The sequence below is a fragment of the Clostridium drakei genome, assembly GCF_000633595.2.
GTDB classification, from domain to species: domain Bacteria; phylum Bacillota; class Clostridia; order Clostridiales; family Clostridiaceae; genus Clostridium_AM; species Clostridium_AM drakei.
Map to the genome: position 1 here is coordinate 96,625 of NZ_JIBU02000018.1, position 24,642 is coordinate 121,266.

Genomic DNA, 24,642 nt, shown 5'->3' on the forward strand with positions numbered 1-24,642 from the left:
TGTGATTATAAATATAGACATGCATTATTTGTTGGTTTATAATTACAAATAAGGGAGGGATGAGCGTGAAAGTTGACAACATTTCTCAAATTATGAGATATAACACCTTACAAAATCTATCCAATATAAACCAAGGATTATTTAGTAATAGTTCAGAAGTCTTATTTTCAAGAATGTTAGATAACATGATACAGGATAATAATAGTAGTCATGTTAAAAATAGATCAAAAAAAGGCAAGCTAAAAGATAGTAGGGATTTTAACTCAACAGATAGTGTTGAGGGTCTTTCATTGCAGCCTCAGCAAATGGCAAGAATGATGAGAATTTCAGCAGAACAGAGTATGATTTCAGCATTAAGTGGAAATAGTATGAATTCAATGTATAATGGATTTTTGGGTTTAAATGGTATGATGGGTGGAAGCAATTACACAACATTGATGTTTGGATATATGCTTGGAAGAATGTCACAAAATTCACATTCTACAACTAAATAGTAAAAATTGAATAATTCACAGAAGCACCACATTATTCAAGCTTGAATTTTGAGGTGCTTTTATTATTCTTTATTATAGAGAAACAATTATGTGTCAGGTTTTAGAAGATTATAAATTAATATATGAAAAACAATAGATTTAAAGATTATTTGGACGAGAATAAAATTGAAAGGAAGAAATAAATGGAATTTCAGGTTATTAGAAAGCTTTTTAATATAAAACAAAATAATGGATTTTCAGAAGATGATATATGTAAGGCTTGCAAAAAACATGGAAATTTACCTTTAACATTACAAGAATATTACAGACAATTAGGTAATTGCAAGCATATAAATCAAACACAAAATAGCTTATGCCATCCAAATAAATTAATTGACACTGGAGAATATCTTATATTTTACAAGGAAAATCAGTATGTTGTTCAATGGGCTATAAAAAAGACTGATTTGTATAAAGATAATCCACCTGTGTATTGCTCATGGGATGAAAATGAATTTAAACTTGAGAGTGAAAGTTTACTTGATTTTTTATATGCAATGGCATTTTTTCAAGCGGCTAGTTGGGGATTAGAATATTGTAGTGAAGATTTATATATGATTAGTAAAGAACAAGCTCAAATTATTAAAGATCAATACAAAAAGATAGATTATGAATTACATTAGTGGATGAATATTTCATATTATGGAAATTATGATGATGAGGTAATTTGTATGATTGAGAATAGTGATTATGATATGCTGTATGCATCTTCTAAACAACAGCATTTTGATGAAATGAAAGAATTTATAGATAAATTAGCACTTGATTCTTATTAGGTGTAAGATATTTAAATTTATTGACAAGAATTAAAGAGTGAGGTGACGGTATATTGGAATTAGAAAAGAAAATCAGAAGTAAAACTGCCATTTTAATAGTTTTGGCATTTGGACTTTATATAGGATTTAATTATTGGAATAATATTATGGGAATATTTATTAAAGTATATAATTTGATTTTTCCATTTATTTTAGGAGGATGTATAGCATTCATACTTAATATTCCAGCTGGATTTATATCCAAAAAATTATTGGGCTGCAGCGACAAAGGCATTGGAAGAATAATCAAAAAACATAGTACAGGTATTAGTATAGTAATTTCTTTCTTTGCTATAGTAGGAATTTTTGTTTTAATTTCATCCATTATTGTGCCTAATATTATTGAAACTGCTGCCATATTGCCAAAGACCTTTGATAATTCAACAAAAGCATTTCAAAAATGGATGGATAGTAATACTAAACTATCTAGCAGTATTGTCAATTTGGTAAACAATATGGGAATAGATTGGAACAACATTTTCAATAAGGCAAAGTCAATTATTTTTAATGGTATAGGCTCAATGGTACTATCAACACTACAAGCAGCAACCAGCTTGGCAAGTGCTACTGTAGAGTTTATATTAGGAGTCATATTTGCAATATATATATTGGCACAAAAGAAAAGAATAGGTATTCAATTTAAAAAGCTATTATACGCTTTTATGAAAAAAGAAAAAGCAGATTCAATTTTAGATATTTTGAAACTTACAAATATTACATTTTCAAATTTCATTACAGGACAATGTATTGTAGCTGCAATTTTAGGAATGATGTTTTTTGTAGTAATGATGCTGTTAAGTATGCCATATGCTTTGATGATTAGTGTATTAATTGGTTTTTTATCAATAATACCTGTGTTAGGCTCAGCTATTGGATGTGCTTTAAGTGTAGTATTAATTGTAATGGTTAATCCTATAAAAGCAGGTGTTTTTCTATTAGTTTTTTTATTGATTAAACAAATAGAAGATAACTTGATTTATCCTAAGGTTGTTGGCGAATCTGTGGGACTTCCATCCATTTGGGTATTAGTTGCAATTACTTTGGGAGGTAAAACCTTTGGGGTTGCAGGAATGATTATATTTATTCCAGTATTTTCAGTAGCTTACGTTTTACTTCGTAAAGAAGTATATATAAAGTTAAAGCAAAAAGGGTTAGAAATAGAGTAGATGTAGTTTTAGTTAATAATGAAAATTTAATATTTAAAGTAATAGAAATAGCAATAGGAACTGATTGAAATTTCAAACATTTTCTATTGCTATTTACATTTTATAGAATTGTGGTATAATATTTACCGCTATATCAATTTTATGTAGTTTGTTTTTTACTCATGGATTGATAGGATGCAGCAATAAATTATAAGGAAGCGAATACTTTTATGGGTTCTCGAAAGCGTAATATAGATATGTGTAATGGCCCCTTATTTAGTAAGGTGTTTATTTTTGCGTTGCCGATTATGGCAATGTTTATTTTACAACTGTTGTTCAATACTGCTGATATGGTAGTGGTGGGACATTTTTCAGGAAGCAAAGCATTGGCCGCAGTTGGAGCCACAGGTTCACTTATTAATCTTATCATAACTTTATTTATGGGGTTATCAGTAGGAACTACCGTTGTTGTTGCTCAAGATTATGGTGCGGATAGACCAGATGCTGTAAGTAGATCTGTTCATACATCAATTGCCGTAAGTATTATTGGTGGGTTGATTGTCATGGTACTAGGAATTCTACTTTGTAAGCCTTTGCTTGAGCTGATGGGAACTCCTGAAGATATAATTGGGTTGTCCGTGGTTTATATGAAAATCTATTTTATCAGTATGCCTGCTAACATGGTATACAACTTTGCAGCAGCTATTTTGCGTGCTGCAGGTGATAGCCGACGTCCAATGTACTATCTCATTGTTACAGGTATATTACATGTTATATTCAATCTATTTTTTGTAATTGTACTGCATATGGGAGTAGCAGGGGTTGCATTTGCCACAGTTATTTCTGAATACCTCTCAGTAATGCTCATTATGATTTGTCTATATAGGTGCGAGGGAGCCATACGCTTTATACCTGGCAAGATGCGTATTGATAAATGTAAGCTAAAGGATATCATAAGGATTGGATTGCCAGCAGGAATGCAAGGATTGTTATTTTCCATTTCCAACGTACTTATTCAGTCAGCGGTTAACTCCTTTGGATCTACAATGGTAGCGGCTAGTGCTGCTGCTAGCAATGTTGAAAACTATATAGGAACTACAATGAATGCATATTATAATGCAGCAATTTCTTTCACTGGCCAGAATATGGGGGCAAAGAAGTATGACAGAATTGATAATATTGCAAAAGTATGTACAATATTAATCTTCGCTACATGGATTATCATGGGCGGTATGACAATGTTCTTTGGAAAGTCACTGCTTGGAATCTATACCTCCGACCCAGAAGTCATTAGGCTTGGTATGCTGCGTATTAATGTGATGATGATTGCATTTTTCACCTGTGGAATGATGAATGTGTATCCTGGATTGACACGTGCCATGGGGTATTCTATACTACCTATGATTTCTACTTTAGTAGGAGCTTGCCTTATGCGAATTCTTTGGTTATCTACAGTATTTGTCTGGTATCCAACAGAAGTTATGCTTTTTGCGTGTTATCCAGTAACCTGGGCACTTGCAGGAATAGGCCAAGTAGCTATTTTCTTCTATGCTAGGCGGCAGATTCGTGAGCAAACAAAACCAAGTTTTCGAAGAAGATTTTTAGCAATTTTGTCTTCTATAGTTAGATAGAATAATGTTATTTTAATATATAAAACTAGGAAAATGCCTTGTCTTACATGACTCAAAGTATGTCTTTGCTATTTCATAGCTTAGTTGTATGATATAATGAAAATTGTAGTTTGAGTAATGTAAGAGGGAGGAAGATTAAAGTGGTTTTATTAGTGGTTGATACACAAAAATTAATAACTAATGAAAAATTATATAAATTTCATATGTTTGTATCTAATGTTAAGGAAATAATACATATGGCTAGGGAAAACAATATTGAAGTAATATATGTACGTCATGATGATGGAATAGGAAATGAATTAACAAAAGGGAATGATGGCTTTGAAATATATGAAAAGTTTCAACCTATGAGTGATGAAAAGATATTTGATAAAAAGGTTAATAGTGCTTTTAAAGAAACAGGATTACTGGAATATCTAATGGATAAAGGAGAAAAAGATATAATCATTGTAGGGCTTCAAACAGATTATTGTATTGATGCTACTATAAAATGTGGATTCGAACACGGATTTAATATTATAGTTCCTGCATATTCAAATACAACAGTTGATAATAAATTTATGTCAGCAGAACAAAGTTATGAATATTATAATGAATTCATGTGGAATGGAAGATATGCAGAATGTATTTCCTTTGATGAAGCAATTAAAAGAATGAAATAGATAGTGATTTGTCAATATCATTATAATAAATAAAATGTGGGTTTAAAATACTCTTATTTAATAAGACAATTTAAAAATTCAGTGATGTATATGCTTCATAAAAATGAAAGAAGGTATATATTAAAATTATAAGGTGGTAAGAAAAATGACATCTCAAATTTACATAGTATTTATATTAACTTTTACTATTTTTTTAATAGGAACTTTAGCATATTCTGCAAGAGTCGTTGGAGTAAAAACTGGTAGAATTGCAGTAGCTGCTGCTGTATTTAATGTTTTTGTATTGATACAAAGGACAGCAAGTACCATCCAAGCACCTTTACTAGGAAAGGCAGTTGATAATAGTATAAGTACAGGACAAACTAGTGATTTATTGTATGTCTTTAGGTGGATAATTTTTTCTATTACATTAGCAACAATAACTGGTGCAATTTTAATGCCAACTTTTATAAAAATATTTAATAAATTAGTTGTATCATTTAGTGTATATCGCTCTGTGCCTAAATTGGTATTTCATGCATTTTCAAAATCAGGAATTGAACAATTTAAAAATAGTATTTCAATTCCTAAAAAAGAGAATTTGTATGAATTGAGAAATTTTAAGAAAATACCTAAAAAAGTAGTTTTATTGAATATGATTGCGTTTTCTGTATCTAGTATAAGTGTCTTAGCAGCATTATACGCTGCATGTTTAAGTCCTAATTTAAGAACTACATGTACCACCTTATCATCTGTAATAAACAGTGTTTCAACAATATTTATGGTTATATTCATTGATCCTTATTTATCTATGACAACAGATGATGTAATAAGAGGAGATTGTACGGAATTAGAGTTTAACCGTTGTGTAATTTTTATTATTGTTGGACTTATCGTTGGAAGTATATTAGCACAATTCATGCTAATTCCTGCTTCAAAATTAATAGTAATTATTGCAAAACTAATATAAATCAAATGAGTATACTTGAAAGCAACTGGAAATTTTACCAGCTGAAACTAAAAGTAAATTGCCTTTAAATGATTGAAATGTAAGGCTTAAAGGTACTTTTTGCATCGGATTTTTAAAAACGAAAAAACGGCTGGTAGAATTTCAATGAAAGTCTTTATTTGCAATGTATTAAGGGGTATAATGGAAAAGAAGAATGGCTGGGTTACAGTGGTTGAACTTTAACATAGGATGTATTTAAATTAACAATCCCTCCGAATATTTTATCATTGAGAATTGGTTGAACTTTAACATAGGATGTATTTAAATGACAGTGGAAATGTAAACTACGCTGGCGCTAGAGAGTTGAACTTTAACATATGATGTATTTAAATATAGCTAAAATAAATGGATGGAAATTAAGTTTTAACGTTGAACTTTAACATAGGATGTATTTAAATAGGATATGCCCTGCAGTATATCCATAACGGCGGTTAAGTTGAACTTTAATAATTAACTGTTATTATTTGGAACAACAGCTATTTAATTATAAGATGAAATGCTTAAATATTATTCTATCTATAAATGACATATTATTAATTTACTGACTAATATATTGTATATATAAATAGTAAATATCCATTATTATAAGTTTTTTATAAAAGCTATGTATTTAGGAGATTATATCCGGCTATACATAGTTTCTTTATGTTTTTCAGATTAAAAGTTGCATATTGATAAGTTATACAATTGAAACAAATATTTGAAAATGGTATAATTTTATACAATATATGGAGTGTATTGTAGTATAATAGCTAAAAAGGAGGATAAATTATTGGATTGTAATAAATTAATATATGCATTTGCTAAGTATTTGAAGAATATTGATGAAGAAAGATATAATAAATTATTGGATATATTTTTTATTGAGAATAATGATGATATAGAAAAAGCATATATGGCAGCTATAGGTAATCATGTGAGTCAATTAAGAAATAAGCCTATATATAAGCTGAAAAATATATTATCAAATACTAATGATAGCTACCTACTATTTATAAAGTTAGAATTAGATTTTGACTCATTAAACAAAAGTAAAAAAGAAAATAACATGATTCAAAAATGTGTTTGGGACAACTATATTGATGAGGTACTTGATAAACTTAAAACCAGTAAGGGTAATTTCGAAAAGGTTTACTATATATGTATGAAATATTTAAGCAACATTCCGGCTATTAATAAAGAAAATTGTGATATTTCATTATTCGATGCTTGTAAAATAACTTCAGCTATAGCAAAGTGTCAAGAGAAAAATGATAGCCAATTTATTTTAATAAAAGGAGATTTTTCAGGTATACAAAAATTTATATATAAAACTAAAAAAGCAGATGCTCTGAAAACATTAAAGGCACGTTCCTTTTATTTGACTTTATTGCAGGATTTATGTTCAAAATATATGGTTAGAAAACTAAAACTTAATATTACTAATATTTTATATAGCGGAGGAGGGAACTTCTATATTATAGGGAGTAAAGATGATGTTGCAGAATTTGAAAAAGCAAGAAAAGATCTAAGTAGACTTTTGCTTAATGCTCATGGCGGTGACCTTTATTTGGCGCTATCAGAGGTTGAATTTACATTATATGACTTTAATAATTTTCAGGAAGTTTGGAAGAAAGTTGGAAACAATGTAGGAAAAATTAAGAATAAAAGGTGGAGTGAAATAGGTCTTGAAGAAAATTTTGATAAAATATTTGGACCTCTAGATTATGGTGGAAAATTAAATCAAACATGCAGTATTTGTAATTGTATATCTGAGAAATTAGATGAAGAAAAAAGATGTCCGTTATGTCAATCATATATAGAATTAATAGAAGGTGCAAAAAATAAAAAATATTATATAGAAGAGGAAACAGAGTTTGGTTTAATAAAAGATTCTTATTATGAAGTAAAAGATATATTTAGAGCATTAGGATATAATATTTCTTTTACCAAAGATCTTTATAAAGAAAATGAAGAAACAGTAGTATATTCAATTAATGATTTTGAAGATCATAATGCAGATGGGTATATTTTTAAAAGTATAAAGCTTATTACTAATTCGTTAGATGAAATGGTAAAAAGCAGTGAGATATTAGGAGACAATAAAATTGGTGTTATTAAACTAGATGTTGATAACCTTGGAAGCTTATTTATAAATACAAAAAGCATTGGACAAGTTGTTGGCTTGAGTAGAAATATTTCTATGTTTTTTGAGGGATTTGTTGAAAAGATTATAGAAAATAATTATATTCCTAAAAAGTGTAGACAATATTTGAAAACAAAAAATTGGAAAGAGAAGATTACAATAATTTATGCTGGTGGAGATGATACTTTTGTAGTAGGAAGATATGATGAAGTATTTGAATTTGCATATGTATTTAGAGAATTATTTAGAATATTTGTAGATTGCAAAGATAAAACTTTTTCAGCTGGTGTGGGAATGTTTAATTCAGATTTTCCTATTATTAAGACAGCTGAGATAACTGAAGATTTTTTATCTAAAGGAAAGTTAACAGAAGGAAAGGATAAAATATGTTTTCTTGGAGAAGTTTTTACATGGGAGCAATATTTAGAACTAATTAAATTAAAAAACCTTATTGAGAAAATATATGCGAAAACACAAAGTAAAAGTATATTTGAAAAAATAGATAAAAGCACAAAGGGCTTTGAAGCAGTTTTTAAAAAGGGAAATAGGAATATAAATTATATAAAAATGTATAGATTAGCTTATTACTTAAGAGATTTGAGAACTAAAGATAACACCATATTAATTGATAGTTTAGTAGAACAGTATGAAAGTATATGCTTAAGTGCAGTTGTTAAATCAGATTTAAGGAAACAAGCCATGATAATACCATTTGCCAATAAGTGGGCTCAGTGCAATTGTAGGCAGGTATAAAGGAGGGGGAATTATAGTGAACAACAATAGTGGGTGGAATAATAGAAATCATCAAAATAATAAGTTTCAGAATGGAAAACCTCAGAATAGAAACGAAAGGTATGATGACAGTGAGAAATATGCAAATTACTTTAATGAAATTATACTAAAGATTACAAGTTTAAAAGAAGAGTATGACAAGTATATAAATGAATGTAAGGATTATGCTTATTATTTAAAAAGAGATGGGTTAACCACTTCTCAAGTAAGAAAAATATATAGTGACATTATGAATGCAGAAACAGCAATAGATTTAAAAAGATTAAGACCAAGACTTGCCTATATTATTGGAAAAAATGAAAGGAATCGTGCAATTAAAAGTTTAATTAATATTTTAGATAAAGGCATTGAAAAATTGAATATTAAGGATGTAGATGAAGAAATAAAATCTTTGAAAGAATTTATGGAAACAATAGTAGCTTATAGAAAATACGTTGGTAATGATAAATAAAGGGGTGTGATTAGTAAATGCTAGGTAGATTAATTATAAATGCTGATTTAGTTGTTAAAACAGGATTACATATAGGTGGAGGAAGTTCAAGTGTTGAAATTGGAGGAATAGATAATAGTGTAATAAAAAATCATAAGGGTGAACCATATATTCCTGGTTCATCTTTAAAAGGTAAGTTAAGAAGCCTCACAGAACTTGCTCATAATAAAATAGGTAAAAATGAAAAAGGAGAAAATCTTCCTTGTAATTGCGGAGAATGTTTTATTTGTAAGATATATGGAGTTTCTGCTAGTGAAGAAAATAAAAGCACAGATAGATTACCAACGAGAATTATAGTAAGAGATGCCTTTTTAAAAGATAGTATAGCTGAAACTATGAGAAGAAAAGAAAAAGACTTTAAAGATTTAGAGTTAAGCTATACAGAATCAAAATGGGAAAATTCAATAGACAGGCTAACTTCTAAAGCAAATCCAAGACTTTTTGAAAGGGTTCCTGAAGGAGCTATATTCGATTTAGAGATAATTTATACAATATATAAAGAAGAAGATATAGAGAATATAAAAAATTTAATAGAAGGCTTTCAGTTTCTTGAAGATGATTATTTAGGGGGAAATGGGACAAGAGGATATGGTAAAGTTAAATTTGAAAATATTCGATTTTTTACAAAAACAATAAAAGACTATACAAGTAAGCAATTTGGGGATACTAAAGCTTCTGTAGATGAAATTGATGATATTTGGATTGGTAAGTTAAAAGAACAAATGATTGATACTAAGTAGGTGGTAAAATGAAGAAGGTTACATTAAGTTTTAAAAATAATGCAAAACTTCATATCGGTGAAGAGCTATATGATTATATATCTTCTGATAAACTATATTCTATGATTATTAATGCGTTATCTTATATAATTTCAGTTGATGAATTAAATGGTATAGTAAATTTAATAAATGAAAAAGTGAGGATATCCTCTGCTTTTTTGGGATTGAAGGTAACTAAAAATAATATATCAAATAATATAGAATTTTTACCTAAGCCTTATATATTAATCAAGGAAAAAGAAATCTCAAAAGAAATAGAAGAAGAAAATTTGATAAATAGAAAAAAGTATAAGAATATTTTATGGATATCCAGCAATTCTTTTGGAAATATGAGTAAAAACTATGATTTGCAGGAAGATTTGATTAATTATAGCTTTAAGAATGGATTTATTATAGATGGAAAGTATTATGTGGAAAATGAAGAAGTAGATGAAGATGTCCAAAAAGTACTAGAGGATTATTCGCCAATAAAAAAAGATATGATACAAAGAAATATAATTGATAGGTATACTAAAGAATCTCTGAATACTTATTATGATACATTTAGCATGTTTTCAAATAAGGAGACAGATTGTATAAGGATAGAACCGTATTTATATTTTTTCTTAGATGATAAGGAAGAAATATTAAAAGATAACTATATTCAAGCTCTTCAGTTTATATCAATAGGTGGAAAAAGATCTTTAGGTGCAGGGGTAGTTGAAAAAATAGGTATAAGTAACTATAAACTTGATATTTATGATAATGAAAAAATATATATAAACTTTTCAATGATTTACCCTAATAAAAAGGATTTAAGTAAAATAAGTAAATATTCTTTAGAAAATAGAAATGGATTTATTTTTTCTAAAAGATCAACAAATATAAAAAAGCCTACATTAAGGATGATAAAGGAAGGGAGCATTTTCAATGGAAAAGCAGAAGGAGAAATATACTCTCTTAAAGTAGATGGGGTTAATCATGACATACATGTTTATGGTAAAGCCTTTTTGAGTCCATTTGGAGGTGAAAAGTAGTGAGTTATTTGCAAAAGGATATAATAAACTTGAAAATAAAAACACTTGCTCCTATTGCAATTTTAAATGATGATAATAGCAAGTTAAGTCCATATATAGATGTAATAAGAGATAAGGATGAGTATATTCTGTTAGATATTGATAAAATTTCAGATATTCTTATTAGCGATGAAAAATATTACAATAAATACTTGGAAATTTTACGTAATAAGAGAAGCAATAGTAGGGATAAATATACTATAAAAAATTTACTGCGAGATAAAAACATAAAGCTGGAAGAGGTTGAAGCTGGGAGAATTAAATGCAGCTGTAATATAAAAGGAAATGTTGAGATAAATACATGTATTAAATCTAAGGGAATACCATATATACCAGGAAGTTCCTTAAAAGGTGGTATTAGAACAGCAGTTTTATACAACAAAATAGACAAAAATGATGTTGTAGGTAAGCAAAAAATATTTTCAAGAGAATATGTAGGACAAGATATATTTAGGAAAAATCCTAAAAGTGTTCAAGAAGATATATTTAAAAATCTAATAATAAGAGATACAGAAATAGATAGCAATATACAAACATCTATATATGAAGCTAGGAGTATAAATATATATAAAGACATTAATTCTGAAAAATTGAATTTAGATATGAAGATGCTTCTAGAGTGTATAGATCAAAACCAAACACTAAATTCTCAAATTATATTAAAGGGTAATGATTTTAAAAAAGAGGATTTGTTTTATAAAATAAATGATTTTTACGAGAAGGCTATAAATAAGGAACTAGGAGAGATATCAAAAGTTAGGTTTAATGAAAAAGATATACTTATAAATGAGTATAGTCTTTTATTAGAGAAAATAAGGAAATTCAAAAATGACAAAAACGGTTTTATATCTAGAGTTGGAAAATTAAAAGGCTTCTTTAGTAATACATTAACAGCAGAACTTAATGATGATGAAATTTATAATTTTGCAATATATCCAAAGAAGAGAAGGAAGAAAGGTGAATTTCCTACAACAAAATGGGTGATTTCAAGTGATAATGACATAAGAGGAACTTTTGGATGGATTGAGGTGAAGGAAAGATGAAGAATATATTAATTACGAATTTGGGAAATCGGGATCTTCAAATACATAAAGATAATGTTAGAGCAATCAAAGAATTATATAATGATGATGAAAAAATGAAAGATATATTAAATAAAGGCAGACTAGAAGATGATGGCTACATGGTATTTTCTAAAATTTTCAGAGAATTAACCCAAAAAATATTAGAATATTATCCTAAAGGGATTGAATATATTGATTTTCCTATAATTAAATCTATTGTTAAAAAGGTTGAAGGAGATTTAGAAAATGAAAAGTTAGAAAAAATTATTTTGATGGTAACAGATCAACAAGATATAAAGCATAATGGACAAGATACTGTATATTTAGGGGAGATAATAGAGAGATTACATAGAGATAAAAAATTAGAAATAGGATTAAATCAATCAAAAGATAATATAGAAATAGCTAGTTTTTGTACAAAATCAAATCCTTCTGATTATGATGAGATGAGAAAGTTCTATCAAGAAAAATTAAGTAAAGAATATGATTCAAATAAAATTTTCTTAAACATAACAGGTGGTACACCAGCGATGGCTTTTGGGTTATTATATAATGCAAGTATAAATGCAAGCTGTAGAGTTATACCATTTTATACGAAACAGAATACTAATAGAACAGTAAAATTCAATATATCTGAAACTCTTAGAAAAGATGATGATAAAAAGCAGATATGTGAATTTATTACTAAAAATGATTATATGACTGCGAATATATTACTTGAGAAATATAATAATAAATATGGAGTTTTAGAGGGAAAATATGAAACAGCTTTAAATATGGTAAAGGCAGCACATGCACGAATTCAATTTGATTTTGAAAGTGCTAGTAGATATATAGATAAAGCACAAGATTATGATAGTGGGAGTAGAGCTGTTTGTGATAGATTTATATATTTCATAAAGGAACTACAGAACAAGCAAAAAATATATTTGTTAAATGAACTTAAAAATAATGCCATATATGAATATGAGAATGGAGCATATACTGATTTTCTTGGTCGTGTATTTAGAAGTCTGGAAGATATATATCGGTTTATTTTAATTAAGAAAAATATATTGAAAATAAATGAAAATGATAATTTAAAACTTAATAAAGCTGAACTAGAAAGCGCAGGGATTATTGTTAAGGGGAAGCTTAATGTACCACAAATGAGCACAATATTAGAGAAAATTTTAGAAAAAGAAAGTGAAGAATATAAATTATATATTCATTGTACTAAAATGGATAAATTAAGGCAAATAAGAAATGATAGTGTACTAGCCCATGGATATAAAGGAGTATCAAAAGATAAAATAGATAGAGAAATAGGAAATGCTATTGAATTTTTAGGTAACCTGATAGTGCAGTATAAAAAAGTATTTAATATTGAAATTAATGATGACCATTTTTATGATAAAAATGGTGAATTTAATAGCCATTTGATAAAACTTATAGAGGAGATATAAAATGAATTTTTATGAGCTTAGAATAAAAGTTAAGCTATCACAAAATATGGATCTTATTGAAGTTCCCTATAATATTGGAGTATTTATAAATAATTCTATGCTGAAAACAGCTTTACTTAAAAAAATTCATGAAGAAAAGTTTTATAAATATGTATATGATACTTTTTATCCTATGGAAAAAGACAAGCTATATAAGAAAGATAAAATATATTATTTTCGCCTTAGAAGCATGAATATTCAATTGCTAAATAAAATGGCAATAGCTATTTATAATCATGACTATAATAATATTAAAGCTATAGATGTTGATTTAAAGGTGCAAGAAGTAGATAAAATTAATGAAATATATACGTTAAAACCAGCTATTGTAACTATAGATAGCAAGCCATGGCTTAAAGAAAAATATTCAGTAGATTTATTAATGAAGAGGCTAAATGATAATTTAGAGAAAAAACTTAACCAAATTGGAGAAGAATGTGAAGTTGTTGGATTAGGATCGTTTATTAATGGAATAGAAATTTTAAATAAATTTCCTATGAAATATAGATATAAATCTATTAATTTATTGGGAAATAAAGTGCAGATTAAAGTTAATGAGGATAAACTTAGTCAGAAGAAAGCATTAATAGCTGTTGCTTTAGGGTTAGGGGAAAAAGGGAGTAGCCTTGGAGCTGGGTTTTGTGAATACAAATAATATTATTTTCAGAGTATAATTTAAAGTAAAGTGCCTTTTAAGCCTTGAAATATAAGCTTTAAAGGTACTTTTTATATTGAATTTTTAAAAATCAAAAAACAGTCGGTAAAATTTTAAGAAAATCCTTTATTTACAATGTATTAAAGGGTATAATGAAAAATAGAAATGGCTATTTTAAAGTGGTTGAACTTTAACATATAATGTATTTAAATATTATCTGGAGAAGTAAAACAATCAAATATGATAGGTTGAACTTTAACATATAATGTATTTAAATCTCCATGAAGTACCATCAAATTTACTATATTTTATTGTTGAACTTTAACATAAGATGTATTTGTGAATTAAGATTTTCTTCAAATATTTGAAATTTTACTTAACTAAAATTTATTATAAAATTAGCTGCAGAGGTGTTACATGGATATAACAATAATAAAAGGAAATATAAATTACATAGATGAATGTGAAGCTGCATTAGTAAATTCTGAATTAGGCATAAGATATTTTGATAAAAAAGGAAGTGCTAGAGACGCATTGAAAGAAGGCTTTGATAAGAGGCAAGTGTATGTTGCTATTGATGATAATAATAATTGCAAAGGGTTCATATGGGTTATTCTAAATGGAGCATTTCATTCGTTTCCTTATTTACATATTATTGCAGTAAATCAAGAAAGTCGTGGTAAAGGAATAGGTAAAAAATTATTAAAATTCTTTGAGTATATTTGTTTTAAAGATTATAGTAAACTATTTTTAGTAGTTGGAGATTTTAATTCAGCTGCAAGAATATTATATGAAAGAATTGGATATGTTCAAGTTGGTACTATACCTGATTTGTATAGAGAAGGAATAACTGAAAATTTGATGATGAAATCTAGAGAAGAGAATTGATACCATATACGTTTACTTTTTAGATGTTCTTCAAATACTTATATATTAAAATTTATATATAAGTCCATTGAAGTAACAATGGGTGAGAATGGTAAGTTTTTAGCTTCTAAAGAATCATATTCTAATATATCAGATTTAGTTGATAAGGAGTTGATTCATAGGCAAACTTAAAATGCTAATTCAATAGAAAAGCAGAAAGATACTGAAATAACTTAGGGTAAAGCTATAGAACTTGTTAAATAGCTTCTTAGTAATGAAACAGATTATAAGGTAAATGATATGGGGAACAATCTTGCATACTATGATTTATATACTAAATCATAGTATGCAATTATAAGTTAAAACATTAATTTATAATTGATTTTTGATACAGGACTTATATGTTCAGCCTACCCATCTGTAAATTCAAAAAATTATCAATTAAGTTTTTTATTACTTTTAATTAATATAATTGCTAATACTGATAAAGTTACAAATATTATAGAGATAAAAAGATAAGCATAAGGCTCCTTTTCAAATGCTAAATTAGTGGGGTAATTTAACCAAACAAAGAACATTCTTAAACCACACAATGGTGTAAAAAATATAATAATGAATAAAATATTTGATGTTATCGAGGCAACCATTACCAGTATCCAATATGCTAATGCATATAAGAAAAATGCTAATTCTTTTTTCTTATATAGGTATATACCATAACCAGTCCATGCCAATAAATAAAAAACAGTAGCAAAAAAGTTGAAGTAAGATAATTTACTATCAATAATAAGGGGAAGATTGATGGTAAAAGTAACTAAATACAGAATAAATAAAATAGAAATACCAACTGCACTTTTTGAAACAGTAACCATATTTTCCAAGTATATCACATCTCCTTTTTAATAAGTTAATTCTATGAGTTTAATTAACTCAAATATCAATATTAAATTATAATTTCAATCCACATATTTTAAAGTGAAATTTTAATGCTTTTGTATTGAAATTTTATCTTGAAAATAGTTAAACCCTTCATAGAGGATCATGTATTTAGTTTTCTTAAATTATTCTATTTATTGTTATATAATGCAACAAATTACATTATTTTATTTTTTAGATTATAAACGACTCTTTTATTATAGAATCCTTTTCTTTAAATTAAATTTTTAACATTATAGTTTTCTTGAAGAATAGTAAAAAAACTATTATAGTGTAATTATACACTATAATAGAAATTTAATCAACTTTGCTATTTGTGTGAATAGCAGCATATCACAATTATTTAGTATAAACTAATGATGTTCAAAAAAGTAAATAAAACCTCTTTCAACAACAATTTTTTTATCAGATCCCTATTATTGCTAATACACCCATCTTTATTTATATGAAATTCCTTCTCCTATTGTGGAAGAAATAAGTGATTGGCACAAAATCATATATTTATGCTCTCTATTTAACTGGCAGATAACGAGCTTACTTAGGTAAGGGGTATTTCTAATAAGCAAACTCAATCTGAGTATAAGAATCACTTGATTATATTAAATGTATAAATGAGCACTGGATAAGAAGTATTCATCATAAGTAAACTCTGTCTGAATGTAAGAATCACTTAATCAGATAGAGTTATTTTTATATTTATAAACTTCATAACCCCAATTACTAAGAGATTCCAAAACAACTATAAGTTTTTCACTAAGCCCTGATAGTTCATATTCTACTCTTGGTGGAATTTCATTGTATTGATGACGAACAATAAGACAGTCTTTTTCTAATTCTTTTAAGTTTTTTGAAAGCATTAAACTGGAAATGCCTTCAACTTTTCTTTGTAATTCATTGAATCTAATAACTCCATTTTGGTACATAGTCCAAATGATCAGGAGCTTCCATTTGCCACCGATAACATCCATAGCATATTTAACATAACAATCTTCCATAAAGCAACCTCCATTACTTATATAAATATTAGTAACTAAATAAATTTTGCGTACTTGTTAATTTATATGTTACTTAATATAATAAAGTTAGTCAATAAATATTTAAAGGGGAAATGTGAAATGTCAAAAGTAGTTATTTTTAAAGGTAGTCCAAGAAAAAATGGATACACTTCAAGGCTATTAGAACAAGTGGCAAAAGGTGCTAAATCTAAAGGTGCCGAAGTTATTGAATTTGATTTAAATGATCCTGGTATTCGCGGATGTCAGGGATGTTATTATTGCCGTACTCATGATGGTTGTGCTGTTAATGATTATCTTCAGCCAATGTATAAAGCCATTGATGAAGCTGATGCTATTGTATTTGGATCTCCAATTTACTATTATCAAATTACAGGACAAGCAAGAGTTTGGTTAGATCGTACTTTCCCAATGGTTGGGGAAAACTTTGCACCAAGACACTCTGGTAAAAAGGCAATAACAATATTTGCTCAAGGTAATCCAAATCCACAAATAGCTGAAGAAGGAATTAAATTTGTTACTAACATTTTTGAAACATATGGTTGGAAAATAGAGGATAGTATTCATTACTGTGGAACTAGCTCTAATCCTGATTTAGAAAAGTTTGAAGAGTTATCTTTAAGAGCTTTTAAAGATGGGGAAAATTTAGTTGGGTAAATTAAGCTTGACAAATTACTAGTATATTTTAATAAGAATTTTACCAGCTGAATTTAGAAACAAAGTACCTTTAAAGCTTTGAAACATAAGGCTTAAGGGTGCTTTTTTTATTTGAATTTTCAAAAACGAAAAACGGCTGGTAAAATTTTAAGAAAATCCTTTATTTTCAATGGATTAAGAGTTATAATAAAAAATAAGAATGGCTATTTTACAGTGGTTGAACTTTAACATAGGATGTATTTAAATATATTTTCTTGAACTGCATTAACTAAATCCTGGTCAGGTTGAACTTTAACATAGGATGTATTTAAATGAAATAACAAAAGTTGAAGGTGAAACACTTAATAAATGTTGAACTTTAACATAGGATGTATTTAAATTTATATTTAGACTGTATTGTTTTTATTTCCTCATTAGTTGAACTTTAACATAGGATGTATTTAAATTTGCGATGTAGCTCTATATTTGAAAAGACTATTTTGTTGAACTTTAACATAGGATGTATTTAAATACTTAACTTTCTAAAATATCTTTTAAAACTAATCCGTTGAACTTTAACATAGGATGTATTTAAATCATACACAGTAATAGCACTTGCCATGTTTATTATGTTGAACTTTAACATAGGATGTATTTAAATTAATTTTACTAATACTAAAGTAACGTTTAAAGATGCGTTGAACTTTAACATAGGATGTATTTAAATGCTGCTGCTTCTTGAACAGTTTTAGTTTGTGCCATAGGTTGAACTTTAACATAGGATGTATTTAAATAACAATTTTAATTGCTGGTATGTTTCCTTTTTCTCTGTTGAACTTTAACATAGGATGTATTTAAATGATGTAAATGGTTCATATCAAATAATAAAAAAAGTAAGTTGAACTTTAACATAGGATGTATTTAAATGCTTGTCCTACATAATAAGTTGCATTATTAAGTGCTAGTTGAACTTTAACATATGATGTATACATGAAAAACGTATTAAGCAATTTGAACAGAGGATTATATTATTAATTTTACTCCACTAAAATCGTTTAATAATTTTTTAGCAATCAAAAGGTCTTTCATTAATTTTTTTAGTGAGAAAGACCTTTTTACTTGATAAGTGTTACCATATTAGAAAATTATTCTGTTAAATTTATCATTTTCTTAAGTGATGTTACATATTATAAGGAAAGATATATATAATAATATTAATAATTTGAATTTTAATAATTTTCTATTGTTTATATTGACACAGGATGGAAAAAATGATAATGTATAAAACAAAATACAGTAATTAGCTATGATGAGGAAGAGTAATTACAGATTTGAAATAAAGAGAGGAAATGATGGTGAGAATTTTCCGTGATAGATGTGATGAAGGTAGCCTTGGAGCTTTAAACCGAAAGTATTATATGAGTAGGCTTTAATGGAGTTCCCACCATTAAAAGGGAAGTAGTATCGGTAGAGTTTACCCGTACTATAATGAGCGTGTATTTTTGTACAAATTTAGGTGGTACCACGGAGTTACAGTCTTCGTCCTATTTATTAGGATGAAGGCTTTTTTTTTTAATGCACAGTTAGAAAAAAATTTAATTTTTAGGAGGTAAAAAAATGTTAGATAAAAAATATGATCCAATAAAAAATGAAAAGAAATGGCAAAAATTTTGGCAGGAAAATCGCATATATAAATATGATTTTGTAAGTGACAAAAAAACTTTTTCAATAGATACACCGCCGCCAACGATAAGTGGAAGCCTTCACATAGGGCACATATTTTCTTATACACAGGCTGAAATCATTGCAAGATTTCATAGGATGCAAGGTGAAAATGTATTTTATCCTTTTGGTTTTGATGACAATGGTCTTCCTACTGAAAGACTAATAGAAAAAGAGGAAAACATACGTGCAAATTCTATACCAAGAAGTGAGTTTACTGAAAAATGCATGGTTACAACTAAAAAGTATGAAGAGGATTTTAAAAATTTATGGATGTCAATGGGGTTTAGTGTAGATTGGAGCCTTCAATATAAGACTATTGGTTCTACAGCAAGAAAAATATCTCAAAAAGCATTTTTGGATATGGCAAAGCTCAGAAAAGCGTATATAAAAGAATCGCCAGTATTATGGTGTACAACATGCCGAACTTCAATAGCTCAAGCAGAGCTTGAAAGTGCAGATAAGGAAACTACTTTTAATTATGTAACTTTTATATGTGAAGATAGTGAGTTGATTATTGCAACTACAAGACCTGAGCTTTTGTATAGCTGTGTATGTTTATTTATAAATCCAGAAGATGAGAGATATTTAAAATACCTAGGAAAAAGAGCATTAGTACCATTATATAATTATGAAATACCTATATTTTCAGATGAAAAAGTAAGCATGGATAAAGGAACGGGTATAGTAATGTGTGCTACTTTTGGAGATACCACAGATGTAGAATGGTACAAGAAATATAAGCTGCCATATAGAAAGACTATAGAAGAAAACGGTAAAATATCAGAAGGTGTACCATTTATTGGTGGACTTGGTACTCTAAATGCAAGAGAGAAAATTATACAACTACTTAAGGATAATAATATTTTAGTAAAGAGTGAAACTATAACACATTCTGTTTCAATTCATGAAAGATGTGGAAAGGCAATAGAGATAATACCTTCAAAACAGTGGTATATAGATATTTTAAGTGAAAAAGAAAGATATCTTAAAGCTGCTGATGAAATAAACTGGTATCCAGCATCTATGAAAAACAAATATATAACTTGGGTAGAAAATTTAAAATGGGATTGGTGTATCTCAAGACAAAGATACTTTGGAGTTCCATTTCCTATCTGGTACTGTAAAAAGTGTGGAAAGCCTATTTTTGCAAAAGATGAAGAACTTCCTATTAATCCTATTGAAACAAACCCTTCAGATCCATGTAGCTGCGGAAGCACAGATTTTATACCAGAAACAGCAGTTTTTGATACCTGGGCAACATCTTCACTTACTCCACTTATAAATTCAAAGTGGAATACAGATAAGGATATGACAGAAGAGCTTCTTCCCATGGGAATGAGAACACAAGCACATGAGATAATAAGAACTTGGACATTTTATACAATAGTAAGAAGTCTATTTCACACTGGAAAAATTCCATGGAAAGATATTATGTTATGTGGTTTTGTTTTAGCAAAAAAGGGAGAAAAGATAAGCAAATCAAAAAATAATGCGCCTTCTTCTCCAAAGGAGCTTATAAAAAGACATTCCGCAGATGCATTAAGATATTGGGCTTCTAGTGCTAAACTTGGAACAGACACTATGTTTTCAGAAGAAGAATTGAAAACATCCAAAAGATTTTTAAATAAACTTTGGAATGCATCAGCATTCTGTATTATGCAATTAGAAGATTATGATGAAGTAAAACCAATTAAATTACTTCCAATAGATAAGTGGATACTTGAAAAAATTAAAATTTTAGAAAAAAACTCTATAGAAAATTTAAATCAATATGAAACAGGCCTTGCCAAGCATGATATAGACGAATTTTTCTGGAATGATTTTTGTGATAATTATCTTGAAATAATAAAGGATAGGCTTTATAAACCAGAAATACATGGAAAAGATGAGAGATTATCAGGACAATATACTTTATATAATGCTCTTTTGGAGATTTTGAAATTGTATTCCATATATGTTCCACATATTACAGAGGAAGTTTATCAATCATTCTATAGAAACTTTGAAAACTGCATTTCAATTCATAAAATGCAGTGGAGCATGAAATTTGATAATAATGATGAAAATATTTTGCAGTTTGGTGAAAATGTTAAAAAAATTATAGGTGAAGTAAGGCGCTATAAATCTGAAAGAAATTTGTCTTTAAAAGAAAAAATAAATATATTGAAAATTTCCATTCCAAAGAGTTATGAAGAGTATATTACACAGACATTAAAAGATATAAAAGCATGCACATGGGCTGAAGATATTGAAGTAAAATTTAGTGACAAGTATGATGTTGAAATACTATAGAATTTTAGGTTAGACAATGCAGGAAAATTTCAATTTTACCATCCGTATTAAAAAATAAAATGCCTTTAAATCATTGAAACATAAAGCCTAGAGGTGATTTTTTTGGTATAGTTTTAAAAATTAAAAAACGGCTGGTAAAATTTTAAGAAAATCCTTTAATTTCAATGGACTAAGAGGTATAATGAAAAATGAGAATGGCTATTTTACAGTGGTTGAACTTTAACATATGATGTATTTAAATACTAGTACTACCACTTTTTAAGAGCAAATCTGTTGAGTTGAACTTTAACATATGATGTATTTAAATAGAAAATCACGTTTTGTAGAAGGATCTGAGTCTATAGTTGAACTTTAACATATGATGTATTTAAATTAGCAAATATAGCTAAATTTTCCTGACCTGATAAAAGTTGAACTTTAACATATGATGTATTTGCAAATATCAGGTGAGTAAATACTATATAAACTTACCAGCTATAGGAAAAGAAAAAGTGCTTTTAAACCTTTGAAATATAAGCTTTAAGGGTGCTTTTTTATTGAGATTTTAAGAAATCAAAATTAGGTGTAATAACATTACAAATATGATATAATTTTCACATGCTTAAGTCGGAAATGTAACAAATAGTAATTGTGCGCCCAGCAAAGGGTAATTAACCTAGCAGGTGGAAATCCTGTCCGAGCAAGGTCTAGCCAATCGGCGGTAGCGAGTCTTGAGTTGTCATCAGCAATGATGGGAGCTAAGCGTAGACAGCGAGAAAGTAGGGTTGAAATGCTATTGAGCTCCGAAATTTTGTACATTCAGATGGTTGACGTGTTAATTACTGCGGAAAACAATATCACATAGGTCACAATGGCAAGAACTATGTGGCACTGCGGGGTCAAAGGGCCAATCATGCTTTACACTGTGGTTAATTATCAACTGGGGAGAGCCTGTCGTTTCTTAATAATAAGTATGACAAACAACAATAAAACGAAGAATGTCAAACGAATGACAGGCAGTCGGATAGTCTCATAGTACTGCTGAAATTGGGTAATGCCAGTGGAGGGAAGGGGACTACATAATAACAATCTTTCTGAGGACACATTATCTGTACTCAGGGACAGGAGAAATAATGGGAACAAAATTAGAAAGAATAGCAGAAATATCAGCAAATACAAGAAGACCAGAATTTACTTCACTATATCATTATATTAATGCTGAAATGCTTAAACAATGTCACAGAGAGCTGGATGGGAATAAGGCCGTAGGCATCGATAGAGTTACAAAAGCAAAATATGAAGTAAATCTAGAAGAAAATATATCAAATCTAGTAAATAGGCTAAAGAATAAATCATACAAGCCTTTACCATCATTGAGAGTATGTATACCGAAAGGTAATGGTAAAATGCGCCCGTTAGGAATTTCATCCTATGAAGATAAGATAGTGCAACTTTCTGTGAAGGGCTTGCATTGTGAGGTGTAAGTCTACTCGACTGAAGGGAGTTATAAAGATGTTAGATAAAATACCTACAAGTGAGGATTTGATTACTTTAATTGGAAAATCATTATTTGAAGTTTGGACGGCATTATGTGACATGATTGAAGAGAAATATGACATGGAACATTTATGGAACAATGGAGGTAAAGCATGGAAATACGAGTATAAATATCGTAGAGGTGGAAAAACACTTTGTGCATTATATGTAAAAGAGAATTGCTTTGGGCTTATGATTATTTTTGGAAAAAATGAACGAGCAAAATTTGAGGAAGATAAACAGAATTATTCTATTGAAGTGCAAAAAGTTTATGATGAATCAAAGACTTATCATGACGGAAAATGGATGATGTTTGAATTAGTAGATAAGTCTTTATTTGGAGATATGGAAAAAATGTTATTTATCAAAAGAAAATCAAATAAAAAGTGATTGTTAAATTCTAATTTTGAGTTAAGAGTTACAAATGTAAAATGATATTATTTACAATAAGGAGGTTTACAAGATGAAGACATTATCCATTGATGCAAATGATGAAGAAATTAAAGATCTGGTTATTGAGTGGAATGAACTTTTAGCTGCTGAGAAATATGAAGAAGCGCTTTCTATGTTTCCATCTCATAAATTGGAAGTTGAATGGACACCTGAATTATTAGAACAAGCTGTATATGGCTATGGTGTTGTTGGTTATACTCGTGAAGAAATAAAAGAAATGTTTGGTCCTGAGGACTATAAAGTTACTTCTATTTTTGATAATAAAGAAAAGAATAAAATAATAAATAGTATTGAAGTCAGTCGTGACTGGAATTTTAAAGATGAAAATATTATAGGTATGGTGCATTATGATTGTGTTCCTTTAAACGGTGAATTGAGTGATTTAACAGCCAGATTTCATATAAGAAAAATTTATGATAACAATGTAACTTTAGAATTTTTGGATCTTCATGTAATGTAAAGAGTATGAGTGAAATGGGAATTGAACTTTAACAGATAACATATTAAAAATAAATGCTATTGCTATAAATCAGCAGTAGCATTTATTTTTATGAATGTTTAAATAGCACTGTTTGTGTTAAAATAATTGTTAAGAAAGGAAGTGGTTAAGTGAAAAAGATTTCTATAGGTATAACTGATTTTAAGGAAATTATAAATAATAATTACTATCTTGTAGATAAAAGTTTGTTTATAAAAGAGATAATGGAAGATGGATCAAAAGTTTTATTAATTCCAAGACCAAGACGTTTTGGAAAGACTATAAATATGAGCATGCTTAAGTATTTCTTTGAAAAGACTGATGAAGATAATAGCTTTCTTTTTAAAGAATTATATATATATAAATGTAAAGATGTCATGGAAAAACAAGGGAAATATCCAGTTATTTATCTCACCTTCAAGGATGAAAAATATTTGAGCTGGAAAGATTGTAAAAGTGGGATGAAATTTGTAATAGGAAATGAATTTAAAAGGCATAAATATCTTCTT

The 24,642-nt window shown here is 28.2% G+C and carries 22 protein-coding genes, 1 CRISPR repeat array and 1 other annotated feature; of the genes, 20 read left to right on the forward strand and 2 right to left on the reverse strand.

The annotated features are described in order from the left end of the window. The first annotated feature begins 59 nt into the window (after positions 1-59). The 14 genes from EG57_RS0209850 to EG57_RS0209915 all read left to right on the forward strand — a co-directional run bounded on the left by EG57_RS0209850 (position 60) and on the right by EG57_RS0209915 (position 15,106). Positions 60-494 (forward strand): hypothetical protein, encoded by a 435-nt coding sequence (locus EG57_RS0209850; protein WP_032077055.1) that lies wholly within the window; start codon positions 60-62, stop codon positions 492-494. 182 nt (positions 495-676) lie between these two features. Further along, a complete protein-coding gene (locus EG57_RS0209855; RefSeq protein ID WP_052037818.1) occupies positions 677-1,156 on the forward strand; it encodes a hypothetical protein in 480 nt (159 codons plus the stop codon). A 206-nt stretch (positions 1,157-1,362) separates the two neighbouring features. Next, positions 1,363-2,514: an AI-2E family transporter gene (locus tag EG57_RS0209860; RefSeq protein WP_032077056.1), complete on the forward strand. Its 1,152-nt coding sequence runs from the start codon at positions 1,363-1,365 to the stop codon at positions 2,512-2,514. Between the two features lie 209 nt (positions 2,515-2,723). Next, entirely contained in the window at positions 2,724-4,124 is a 1,401-nt protein-coding gene (locus tag EG57_RS0209865; RefSeq protein WP_242859832.1) for an MATE family efflux transporter, read from the forward strand. Between the two features lie 140 nt (positions 4,125-4,264). After that, positions 4,265-4,786, forward strand: coding sequence for a cysteine hydrolase family protein (locus tag EG57_RS0209870; RefSeq protein ID WP_032077058.1), 522 nt, complete (start codon positions 4,265-4,267; stop codon positions 4,784-4,786). A gap of 145 nt (positions 4,787-4,931) precedes the next feature. Next, positions 4,932-5,735, forward strand: coding sequence for a lipid II flippase Amj family protein (locus EG57_RS0209875; protein ID WP_029160889.1), 804 nt, complete (start codon positions 4,932-4,934; stop codon positions 5,733-5,735). A gap of 811 nt (positions 5,736-6,546) precedes the next feature. Continuing rightward, positions 6,547-8,652, forward strand: coding sequence for a type III-A CRISPR-associated protein Cas10/Csm1 (gene cas10 / locus EG57_RS0209880; RefSeq protein ID WP_032077059.1), 2,106 nt, complete (start codon positions 6,547-6,549; stop codon positions 8,650-8,652). Positions 8,653-8,668: 16 nt separating this feature from the next. Further along, positions 8,669-9,142 carry a type III-A CRISPR-associated protein Csm2 gene (gene csm2 / locus EG57_RS0209885; protein ID WP_032077060.1) on the forward strand — a complete coding sequence of 158 codons (474 nt, stop codon included), beginning with the start codon at positions 8,669-8,671 and terminating at the stop codon, positions 9,140-9,142. A 17-nt stretch (positions 9,143-9,159) separates the two neighbouring features. Continuing rightward, complete coding sequence (csm3, locus tag EG57_RS0209890; RefSeq protein ID WP_032077061.1) at positions 9,160-9,921, forward strand: type III-A CRISPR-associated RAMP protein Csm3; 762 nt, start codon at positions 9,160-9,162, stop codon at positions 9,919-9,921. Positions 9,922-9,929: 8 nt separating this feature from the next. Continuing rightward, on the forward strand, positions 9,930-10,976 hold the full coding sequence (csm4, locus tag EG57_RS0209895; RefSeq protein WP_032077062.1) for a type III-A CRISPR-associated RAMP protein Csm4: 1,047 nt from the start codon (positions 9,930-9,932) through the stop codon (positions 10,974-10,976). Then, positions 10,976-12,058 (forward strand): type III-A CRISPR-associated RAMP protein Csm5, encoded by a 1,083-nt coding sequence (gene csm5, locus EG57_RS0209900; RefSeq protein ID WP_032077063.1) that lies wholly within the window; start codon positions 10,976-10,978, stop codon positions 12,056-12,058. The genes csm4 and csm5 overlap by 1 nt, the downstream gene beginning before the upstream one ends. Further along, a complete protein-coding gene (locus EG57_RS0209905; protein ID WP_032077064.1) occupies positions 12,055-13,524 on the forward strand; it encodes a hypothetical protein in 1,470 nt (489 codons plus the stop codon). The genes csm5 and EG57_RS0209905 overlap by 4 nt, the downstream gene beginning before the upstream one ends. Before the next feature lies 1 nt (position 13,525). Continuing rightward, a complete protein-coding gene (locus EG57_RS0209910; protein ID WP_032077065.1) occupies positions 13,526-14,218 on the forward strand; it encodes a hypothetical protein in 693 nt (230 codons plus the stop codon). Positions 14,219-14,635: 417 nt separating this feature from the next. Next, complete coding sequence (locus EG57_RS0209915) at positions 14,636-15,106, forward strand: GNAT family N-acetyltransferase (RefSeq protein ID WP_032077066.1); 471 nt, start codon at positions 14,636-14,638, stop codon at positions 15,104-15,106. A 416-nt stretch (positions 15,107-15,522) separates the two neighbouring features. Here the strand turns inward: EG57_RS0209915 and EG57_RS0209920 are convergent, their stop codons facing one another. Next, a complete protein-coding gene (locus tag EG57_RS0209920; RefSeq protein ID WP_032077067.1) occupies positions 15,523-15,966 on the reverse strand; it encodes a hypothetical protein in 444 nt (147 codons plus the stop codon). 729 nt (positions 15,967-16,695) lie between these two features. Next, the gene (locus tag EG57_RS0209925) at positions 16,696-17,016 is read right to left on the reverse strand and encodes a winged helix-turn-helix transcriptional regulator (RefSeq protein WP_032077068.1); all 321 of its coding nucleotides are present in this window, start codon (positions 17,014-17,016) and stop codon (positions 16,696-16,698) included. 120 nt (positions 17,017-17,136) lie between these two features. On the opposite strand from EG57_RS0209925, the gene EG57_RS0209930 reads away from it, so the two are divergent. The 6 genes from EG57_RS0209930 to EG57_RS0209955 form a co-directional block, all read left to right on the forward strand. Continuing rightward, complete coding sequence (locus EG57_RS0209930) at positions 17,137-17,691, forward strand: flavodoxin family protein (RefSeq protein WP_029160902.1); 555 nt, start codon at positions 17,137-17,139, stop codon at positions 17,689-17,691. A gap of 216 nt (positions 17,692-17,907) precedes the next feature. Continuing rightward, positions 17,908-18,664: direct repeats of the CRISPR family, unit length 30 nt; unit sequence GTTGAACTTTAACATAGGATGTATTTAAAT. Between the two features lie 303 nt (positions 18,665-18,967). Beyond that, positions 18,968-19,220, forward strand: a binding site (T-box leader). A gap of 67 nt (positions 19,221-19,287) precedes the next feature. Further along, a complete protein-coding gene (locus EG57_RS0209935) occupies positions 19,288-21,687 on the forward strand; it encodes a valine--tRNA ligase (protein ID WP_032077069.1) in 2,400 nt (799 codons plus the stop codon). Positions 21,688-22,799: 1,112 nt separating this feature from the next. After that, positions 22,800-23,150: a reverse transcriptase family protein gene (locus EG57_RS0209940; protein WP_032077070.1), complete on the forward strand. Its 351-nt coding sequence runs from the start codon at positions 22,800-22,802 to the stop codon at positions 23,148-23,150. 28 nt (positions 23,151-23,178) lie between these two features. After that, complete coding sequence (locus tag EG57_RS0209945) at positions 23,179-23,592, forward strand: DUF3788 domain-containing protein (RefSeq protein ID WP_032077071.1); 414 nt, start codon at positions 23,179-23,181, stop codon at positions 23,590-23,592. Positions 23,593-23,665: 73 nt separating this feature from the next. Further along, the gene (locus tag EG57_RS0209950; RefSeq protein ID WP_032077072.1) at positions 23,666-24,115 is read left to right on the forward strand and encodes a hypothetical protein; all 450 of its coding nucleotides are present in this window, start codon (positions 23,666-23,668) and stop codon (positions 24,113-24,115) included. Positions 24,116-24,264: 149 nt separating this feature from the next. Next, a partial coding sequence (locus EG57_RS0209955) for an AAA family ATPase (RefSeq protein ID WP_032077073.1) occupies positions 24,265-24,642 on the forward strand: 378 nt, incomplete at its 3' end.

Bases quoted from the DNA above. Each gene is read 5' to 3' on its own strand.
- EG57_RS0209850 (WP_032077055.1), top strand. From the start codon at position 60: ATGAGCGTGAAAGTTGACAACATTTCTCAAATTATGAGATATAACACC.
- EG57_RS0209855 (WP_052037818.1), top strand. From the start codon at position 677: ATGGAATTTCAGGTTATTAGAAAGCTTTTTAATATAAAACAAAATAAT.
- EG57_RS0209865 (WP_242859832.1), top strand. From the start codon at position 2,724: ATGGGTTCTCGAAAGCGTAATATAGATATGTGTAATGGCCCCTTATTT.
- EG57_RS0209875 (WP_029160889.1), top strand. From the start codon at position 4,932: ATGACATCTCAAATTTACATAGTATTTATATTAACTTTTACTATTTTT.
- csm3 (WP_032077061.1), top strand. From the start codon at position 9,160: ATGCTAGGTAGATTAATTATAAATGCTGATTTAGTTGTTAAAACAGGA.
- csm4 (WP_032077062.1), top strand. From the start codon at position 9,930: ATGAAGAAGGTTACATTAAGTTTTAAAAATAATGCAAAACTTCATATC.
- EG57_RS0209905 (WP_032077064.1), top strand. From the start codon at position 12,055: ATGAAGAATATATTAATTACGAATTTGGGAAATCGGGATCTTCAAATA.
- EG57_RS0209910 (WP_032077065.1), top strand. From the start codon at position 13,526: ATGAATTTTTATGAGCTTAGAATAAAAGTTAAGCTATCACAAAATATG.
- EG57_RS0209915 (WP_032077066.1), top strand. From the start codon at position 14,636: ATGGATATAACAATAATAAAAGGAAATATAAATTACATAGATGAATGT.
- EG57_RS0209925 (WP_032077068.1), bottom strand. From the start codon at position 17,016: ATGGAAGATTGTTATGTTAAATATGCTATGGATGTTATCGGTGGCAAA.
- EG57_RS0209930 (WP_029160902.1), top strand. From the start codon at position 17,137: ATGTCAAAAGTAGTTATTTTTAAAGGTAGTCCAAGAAAAAATGGATAC.
- EG57_RS0209935 (WP_032077069.1), top strand. From the start codon at position 19,288: ATGTTAGATAAAAAATATGATCCAATAAAAAATGAAAAGAAATGGCAA.
- EG57_RS0209940 (WP_032077070.1), top strand. From the start codon at position 22,800: ATGGGAACAAAATTAGAAAGAATAGCAGAAATATCAGCAAATACAAGA.
- EG57_RS0209945 (WP_032077071.1), top strand. From the start codon at position 23,179: ATGTTAGATAAAATACCTACAAGTGAGGATTTGATTACTTTAATTGGA.
- EG57_RS0209950 (WP_032077072.1), top strand. From the start codon at position 23,666: ATGAAGACATTATCCATTGATGCAAATGATGAAGAAATTAAAGATCTG.